The organism is Kitasatospora sp. NPDC059646 (genome assembly GCF_042734615.1).
Classification (GTDB): Bacteria; Actinomycetota; Actinomycetes; order Streptomycetales; family Streptomycetaceae; genus Kitasatospora.
Map to the genome: position 1 here is coordinate 1 of NZ_JBHWDS010000102.1, position 7,374 is coordinate 7,374.

The window sequence follows — 7,374 nt, forward strand, 5'->3', positions numbered from 1 at the left end:
GCCTTCGGGCGGTCGGGGCCTCTCGCTGTTCCACGTGGAACCGGCGCCCGGGCGGGGTCGGTTCCGGGGCTCACAGGCCCAGGTCGTCCAGGGTGTACGCGGTGATGTACGGCAGGCCGGTCTCCGCGATCGCCGGGGCGGCGCCGCGCTCCACGATCACCGCGACGCCGACCACCTCGGCGCCCGCCTCGCGCAGCGCCTCCACCGCGGTCAGCACCGAACCGCCGGTGGTCGAGGTGTCCTCCACCGCCAGCACCCGGCGGCCCTTCACGTCCGGGCCCTCGATCCGGCGCTGCAGGCCGTGCGCCTTGCCCGCCTTGCGGACCACGAAGGCGTCCAGCTTGCGGCCGCGGGCCGCCGCCGCGTGCAGCATCGCCGCGGCCACCGGGTCGGCGCCCAGGGTCAGGCCGCCCACCGCGTCGAACTCCAGGTCCGCCGCCGCGTCCAGCATCACCTTGCCGACCAGCGGGGCCGCCTCCGCGTCCAGCGTGATCCGGCGCAGGTCGACGTAGTAGTCGGCCTCCCGGCCCGAGGAGAGGGTGACCTTGCCGTGCACGACGGCCTTGTCCTTGATCTGCGCCAGCAGGGCGTCCCGGTCGTTGCTCATGGTCAGCGATTTTACGGGCCGACCGGGCGGCTCAGCGCCGCCGCAGCGCCCGGACCAGCACCACCGCTCCGCCGAGCAGTGCCACGCCGCCGCCGATCACCCACGGCAGGGCGTTGCGCTCGCCGCCCCCGCCGGGCAGCAGGGCCGGCTCGGCACCGCCCCAGCGGCTGGCGGCCCGGGCCCGGGCGCTGTGCGCCGGCGGGGCGGGCGCGTACCGGCCGTGCGGCGGGGCGTGGTCGACCTCCTCGGCGGAGCGGCCGACGATGCTGCGCCGCACCGGGGCGCTCTCCTGCTCGTACGCCGTCTCGGGGCGGGGCACCGGCACCGGCCCGGGCAGCTCGTCCTCGCTGAACGCGATCAGGTCCGACAGGTCGTCGTCCAGGTCGGCGCCCTGGGCGCGCTCGTCCAGGAACACCACGGTCGCGTCGTCCGCCGGGTCCTCCTCGGCGTCCCCGGCGGGACCGGACAGCTCGGCCACCAGGGCGGCCATCGCGCGGTCGATCAGCCGGCGGCCGGTCGTCTCCAGGACCGGCTCCTCGAAGCCGGCGAGCCGGCCGGAGGCGGTCAGCGCCGTCGTGAAGCGCACGGCGGTCTCGCCCGGGCGCTCCTCCAGGGTGATCCGCAGCACGGCGGTCACCGGGGCGGCGCCGCGGATCTCCTCGCCGGCCAGCCGCAGTTCCAGCGCGCCGTCCTGCCAGCCGTCCACGGACAGCCGGCCGGCGAAGGTGATGGTGGAGCCGGCGATCCGGATCCTGAGCCGGCTGTCCGCCGCCGAGGGCGCGGACGTGGACGCGACCGCGCTCAGCCCCGGCACGCAGCGGGCCACCAGTTCGCGGTCCACCAGCGCCTCCCGGACCACCTCGGCGGGCACCGGGACGACAACCTCATGCTCCATACCGGCGAGCCTACCGACCGGCCGCCGCCGTGCCGAGCCCCGCACCGCAAGCCGGGCCGGGCGTGCCGCGAACGGGCGTACCGCGGACGGCGGTTCGCCGGCGCCGCCGGGGCCGGGCGGCGGCCCGTCACGGGCCGATCAGCGAGTGCGGCGGGGGCGTCGGCGAGGGCCGGCGGGCGGACAGCCGGGACGCCGTGCCGCGCAGCGCGGCGACGGTGAGCGAACGGGGGGCGGGCGCGTCCGGGGCCAGCGCCAGCGCGGGGGCGGTGCGGCCCGCCAGCAGGTACGCCGGGGCGGACCCGGCCCGCCCGCAGTGCTCGACGGCCGGCGCGCCGCCCTGGTACGGCACGGCGTCCAGCCCGACCGCGCCCAGGCCGGCCTCGGCGCTCCACAGCGCGCCGTCCGGGGCGCCGCCGCGCACCGCCAGCCGCCCGCCCGGGGCGAGCCGCCGGGCGACCAGGCCGTAGAACTCGCGGGAGCGGTACTTGCCGTGCGCGGCCCGGTCGTCCAGGTCGGAGACGATCACGTCGAACTGTGCGCCGCCGGCGCGCAGCAGCCAGCCCATCGGCTCGGCGGTCACCAGGCGCACCCGCGGGTCGTCCCAGGCGTGCTCGACGAGGGCACCGTAGGCGGCGTCGCGGCGGCCCAGCGCGGGCAGCTCGGGGTCGCGTTCGACCACCAGCACGCTCTGCACGGCCCGGTGGCGGAGCACCTCGCGCAGCGCGAGGCCGTCGCCGCCGAGCACCAGCACCCGGCCGCTGGGGCCCGCGGCGAGGGCGGGGTGCACCAGCGCCTCGTGGTCGAGGTACTCGTCGGGGCCGCAGACGGCGAGCCGGCCGTCCAGGAAGAGTTCCAGCGGCTGCGGGACGCGCTGCACGGGCGTGGTGGCGACCGGGCCGGCCGGGCCGCCGGCCAGCACGATCTCCTGGTAGCGGCTCTGCGCGGCGAACCGGATCGGCCCGCCGTACAGGGCGTGCCGGGCAGCGCGTTCGATCGCGCCGGTGCAGGCGGCGGCCAGCGCGAGCACGGCGAGCACCAGGCCGCAGCCGGCCCACAGCAGCAGGCGGGTGCGCGGCGCGGGTTCGGCGCGGAACAGCCAGAGCACCACCACGGACCCGGCCACCGCGTTGACGGCACCGGTCAGCAGCGCCCCGGCGGCCTGCCCGAAGGCGGGCAGCAGGACGAACGGGAAGGCCAGGCCGCCGATCAGCGCGCCCACGTAGTCGGCGGCGAACAGGTCGGCGACGGCCCGGCCGGCGTGCTGCCGGCGGATCCGCTGGATCAGCGTCATCAGCAGCGGGATCTCCGCGCCGATCAGCAGTCCGATCAGCACGGTGGCGGCGATCAGCGCGACCAGGGTGGCGTGCGGCTGGCGCAGCCAGGCCCAGCCGCAGTACAGGGCGAGCGCGGAGAGCCCGCCGGTCAGCGACAGCGCGTACTCGACCACGGCGAAGGAGGTGGCCGGCCGACGGGTGAGGCCCTTGGCGAGCAGCGAGCCGACGCCCATCGCGAAGACCATCACGGACAGCACCACGGAGGTCTGGGTCACCGAGTCGCCCAGCAGGTAGCCGCCGAGGGCGACCAGTTCGAGTTCGTACACCAGGCCGCAGGCCGCGCAGACGAACGCGGCCAGCAGCACCAGGATCCGGGCCGGACGCGCGGGCAGGGCCAGCGGTATGGCGCCGCCGGCCCGGACCGCGCCGCCGCGGCCCGCGGTGCGGGGGGCGGTGGGCCGGAGCTCGGCCGCCGGCGGGGGAGCGGGGGCGTCCGGACCCGGCTGCGCGGACCGTCCGACCGGATGGTTGATCATGAATGAACGCTAGGCGAGAGCCCGGGTGAATGGCTGCGCCCAATCGGGGGACTGCAAGCCGCTCCCGGTTGACGGCCGGTCACCATCCGGCCTGCGGTTCCGGGCGTCCGTCGCCGTCCGGGCGTCCGTCGCCGTCCGGGCGGGCGGCGCGGGGGGCGGTGCCGCGCAGCGAGAGCGAGGAGCGGGTGCACACCAGTCGGCCCTCCTGCGGGTAGGCGTGCCAGGTGCGCCAGTGCACGCGGCGCTCGTCGCAGTGGGCGACCAGCGCGGTGAAGGCGCTCGGGTCGCCGGGGAAGACCCCGGCCAGCGCCCGAGGGTGCCCCTCGACCAGGGCGAGCAGTTCCTGGGCGCGGGCCGCGAACACGTGGGACGGCAGCTCCTCGATCCGGGCGGCGAACTCGTACTCCCAGCCGGCCACCTGCTCGGCGACCCGGGCCGGCAGCGGGGTGCGGCGGCCGGGCAGACAGGCCACGGTCTCCAGGCAGTCGCCCGGGCCGGCGGCCAGGACCACCTGGTGCGAGGCGCCCAGCAGACGCAGTTGGAGGGTGCCGCCGACGGCGCCGGACCGGCCGGTTCCGTCGTCGAGTCTGAGGTCACGGACGGCAAGTGCGGGCAGCGGCTCGCCGCCCAGCTGCCAGGCCAGGTCGCCGGCGCGGGTGTCCGTGTAGGAGGTCTGCAGGGTGGTGAGCATGCTCGGCTCCGCGTTTCAGCTCCGTGCGCGCCCCTTCGGTCGGGGTCCACTCCTCGTGCGTGAGGTTGTTCGAGACTGTCCGATCCGGGGCACGGCCGACCGTGGAAGGAAGGATTCCGGCTGGAGATTCAGCAGCAGAGAAGCACGAATTCTCCGTGTCCGTCGGGGATTTACCCATGTTTGGCACTCATTCACCGTTCTGAGGCCTGTGTCCGACTGGGTGTGATCGGTCCCGGGTTGCACTCTGTCCATCGAGCGCCTCCACGCCGGTATCGTGCGCCGTGCACTCCGGGAGTGCACGTGGAGCGGACGGCGTCCGGACATGGCGGGACGCCCGGCAGCGATCCACTGCCACCGGGCGTCCGCAGGCCCCGCCGCTACAGCCGGCGCAGCCGCTCGACGGCCTCCCGCAGCACCGACTCCCGCTTGCAGAAGGCGAACCGCACCTGGCTGAGGCCGACGTCGGTGCGGTCGTAGAAGACCGCGTTGGGAATGGCCACCACCCCGCAGCGCTCGGGCAGCGCGCGGCAGAACTCGACGCCGTCCTTCTCGCCGAGCGGCGTGATGTCGGTGGTGACGAAGTACGTGCCCTGCGGCTCGAACACCCGGAAACCCGCCTCGGCCAGACCCTCCGTCAGCAGATCGCGCTTGCGCTGCAGGTCGGCCCGGAAGTCCGCGTAGTACGCGTCGGGCAGGCGCAGCGCCTCGGCGACCGCGTACTGGAACGGGCCGGCCGAGACGTACGTCAGGTACTGCTTGGCGGTGCGGACGGCGGCGACCAGCTCGGGGGAGCCGGTGACCCAGCCGACCTTCCAGCCGGTGAACGAGAAAGTCTTGCCGGCCGAGGAGATCGCCACCGTGCGTTCGCGCATGCCCGGCAGCGCGGCCAGCGGGTGGTGCGCACCGGCGAACACCAGGTGCTCGTAGACCTCGTCGGTGACCACCAACAGGTCATTTTGGACCGCGAGTTCGGCGATGGCGGCGAGTTCCTCGGCGGTCAGCACGGTGCCGGTCGGGTTGTGCGGGGTGTTGATCAGCAGCAGCCGGGTGCGCGGGGTGATCAGCGACCGCAGCTCGTCCAGGTCCGGCCGGAACGCCGGGGCGCGCAGCGTGAGCGGGACGCGCACGGCGCCGGCCATCGCGATGCAGGCGGCGTACGAGTCGTAGAACGGCTCGAACGCGATCACCTCGTCACCGGGCTCCAGCAGGGCGAGCAGGGCGGCGGCGATCGCCTCGGTGGCGCCGGCGGTGACCAGCACCTCGGTGTCCGGATCGACCGTCAGACCGTAGAAGCGGTGCTGGTGTTCGGCGATCGCCGCCCGCAGCTCGGGCACGCCCGGCCCCGGCGGGTACTGGTTGCCGCGGCCGTCGCGCAGCGCCCGCACCGCGGCCTCCCGGACCTCCTCCGGGCCGTCGGTGTCGGGGAAGCCCTGACCGAGGTTGATCGAACCGGTGGCGGCGGCCAGCGCCGACATCTCGGCGAAGATCGTCGTTCCCATGCCTGCCAGGCTGCGGTTCAGCAGCGGCCTTGCGCCCATTGCGGCTCCTCGCGAGTGGTGTTCGGCCCATCCTCCGACGGGCCGTGGTCGCGGACAAGGATCCGCCCGGCCGGAGGGCGGTGGTCCCGATGGCGGAGCCGGTCCCGGGCCGGGTTGCGGGCACCGCCGGTGCTGGGTTGTCTGACGGTGCATCACCTCGGCATGTCCATCGTGGGGGGCTACTCCAGGAGACATCGTGCGTGTACGAGTTCTGTCCGTGGCGGCCGCGGCCGCCGCTCTCGTCCTGGTCGGGCCGGGCATCGCGGCCGGCGCCGACGACCCCAGCACCACCGTCACCTTCGTCGTCACCTCCGGTGCCCTGACGATGTCGGTGCCGGTGGCCGCGGCCCTGGGGTCGGGCGCGCCGGGTACGTCGATCAGCGCCCCCATCGGGCCCTGCACCGTCGTCGACGCGCGGGCCCTGCTGTCGGCGTCCTGGACGGTGACCGCGGCGGAGACGGACTTCCTCAACGGCCCGTCGACGATCCCCGCCACCGACGCCGACTACACGGTGGGTTCGGTGACCACCACCGGCACCATCACCGTCACGCCGACCGACGTGACGCTGAGCAACTCCCCGCAGACCGTGCTCTCCGGGACGGCCGGGGTCGGGGACAACACGGCGACCTGGGATCCGACCGTCACCGTCCACGTGCCCGCGAGCGCCGTCGGCGGGACCTACACCGGAACGCTGACCCAGTCCGTTGCCTGAGGCGATGAGGAGGATGCGCCGTTCCGTGGTCCCCCTGCTGGTGCTCGCCGCCGTCCAGGCGGTCGGGGCGGGCCCGGCGGTGGCGGACGGGATGCCCACGCCGGTGCCGGGCACCGCCGCGCCGGGGCCCGCCGGGCACGGGGAGCACCCCGCGGGCCCCGAGCAGCGGTCCATCGGCATCAGGCTGCTCGACGCACCGGAGGACCGCCGGGACGATCCCCGGGCGCAGGCGTACATCGTCGACCACCTCGCGCCCGGCTCGACCATCGAGCGGCGGGTGGAGGTCAGCAACGAGTCGTCCGAGCCGATGCACGTCGACGTCTACGCGGCGGCGGCCTCGGTCACCAAGGGGCAGTTCGCCTTCGCGGCGGAGCGCACCCCCAACGAGCTGACCGGGTGGACCTCGCTCGACGCCTCGGGCCTGGACCTCCCGGCCCACGGAGCGGCGCAGGTGCGCACCACCGTCCGGGTGCCGGCGAACGCCGCGGCGGGCGAGCGGTACGGCGTCATCTGGGCGCAGACCGGCGGCCCCGCGGACCGCGCGCACAATCTGGCGATCGTGGGCCGGGTGGGCGTCCGGATGTACCTGGACATCGGGGCGGGCGGCGAGCCGGTGTCCGACTTCGAGATCGAGCGGCTCACGCCCGGCCGGGGCTCGGACGGGCGGGCGGAGCTGCGCGCCCGGATCCACAACACCGGCGGCCGCGCCCTGGACATCGGCGGGGCGCTGACGCTCTCCGACGGACCGGGCGGCCTGCGCGCCGGGCCGTTCCCGGCCAGGACCGGCACCACGCTGGCGCCGGGCGAGCGGGCGGAGGCGGTCGTCCCGCTGGACGCCCGGCTGCCGGAGGGACCGTGGTCCGTCGAGCTGAAGCTGGGCAGCGGGCTGGTGGACCACGCCGCGGGCGCCACCGTCACCTTCCCGTCGACTCCCGGCGGGGCCGGGGCGGTCACCGCGTCGGCCGCCGGGTCGGGCGCCGGTGCGACTCCGGCGGTGGCCGGGTTCGCGGCGCTCGGTCTTGCGGCCGGGTACCTGCTGTTCCTCGGGTTCCGCCGCCGGAGCCGCCGCTGACCCTGTCCGGACCGGAACGCGGGAGGGCCCGTCCGCCGATCGGCGAACG

At 75.7% G+C, this 7,374-nt stretch carries 7 protein-coding genes; 2 read left to right on the top strand and 5 right to left on the bottom strand.

The window, feature by feature from the left end; all coding sequences use genetic code 11:
- Window positions 1-70: 70 nt before the first annotated feature.
- The 5 genes from pyrE to ACFV1L_RS36115 form a co-directional block, all read right to left on the bottom strand.
- On the bottom strand, window positions 71-607 hold the full coding sequence (pyrE, locus tag ACFV1L_RS36095) for an orotate phosphoribosyltransferase (RefSeq protein WP_043915296.1): 537 nt from the start codon (window positions 605-607) through the stop codon (window positions 71-73).
- A gap of 31 nt (window positions 608-638) precedes the next feature.
- A complete protein-coding gene (locus ACFV1L_RS36100; RefSeq protein ID WP_380374483.1) occupies window positions 639-1,502 on the bottom strand; it encodes a CoxG family protein in 864 nt (287 codons plus the stop codon).
- A gap of 127 nt (window positions 1,503-1,629) precedes the next feature.
- Window positions 1,630-3,312 (bottom strand): spermidine synthase, encoded by a 1,683-nt coding sequence (locus tag ACFV1L_RS36105; RefSeq protein WP_380374485.1) that lies wholly within the window; start codon window positions 3,310-3,312, stop codon window positions 1,630-1,632.
- A gap of 79 nt (window positions 3,313-3,391) precedes the next feature.
- Window positions 3,392-4,003, bottom strand: coding sequence for a DUF2617 family protein (locus tag ACFV1L_RS36110; RefSeq protein WP_380374488.1), 612 nt, complete (start codon window positions 4,001-4,003; stop codon window positions 3,392-3,394).
- A gap of 377 nt (window positions 4,004-4,380) precedes the next feature.
- Window positions 4,381-5,541, bottom strand: a complete 1,161-nt coding sequence (locus ACFV1L_RS36115) for a pyridoxal phosphate-dependent aminotransferase (RefSeq protein WP_380374490.1) — start codon at window positions 5,539-5,541, stop codon at window positions 4,381-4,383.
- Window positions 5,542-5,737: 196 nt separating this feature from the next.
- Here ACFV1L_RS36115 and ACFV1L_RS36120 point away from each other — a divergent pair, with 196 nt between their 5' ends.
- Entirely contained in the window at window positions 5,738-6,253 is a 516-nt protein-coding gene (locus ACFV1L_RS36120) for a hypothetical protein (protein WP_380374492.1), read from the top strand.
- Between the two features lie 13 nt (window positions 6,254-6,266).
- The gene (locus ACFV1L_RS36125; RefSeq protein WP_380374494.1) at window positions 6,267-7,325 is read left to right on the top strand and encodes a peptidase; all 1,059 of its coding nucleotides are present in this window, start codon (window positions 6,267-6,269) and stop codon (window positions 7,323-7,325) included.
- Window positions 7,326-7,374 lie beyond the last annotated feature (49 nt).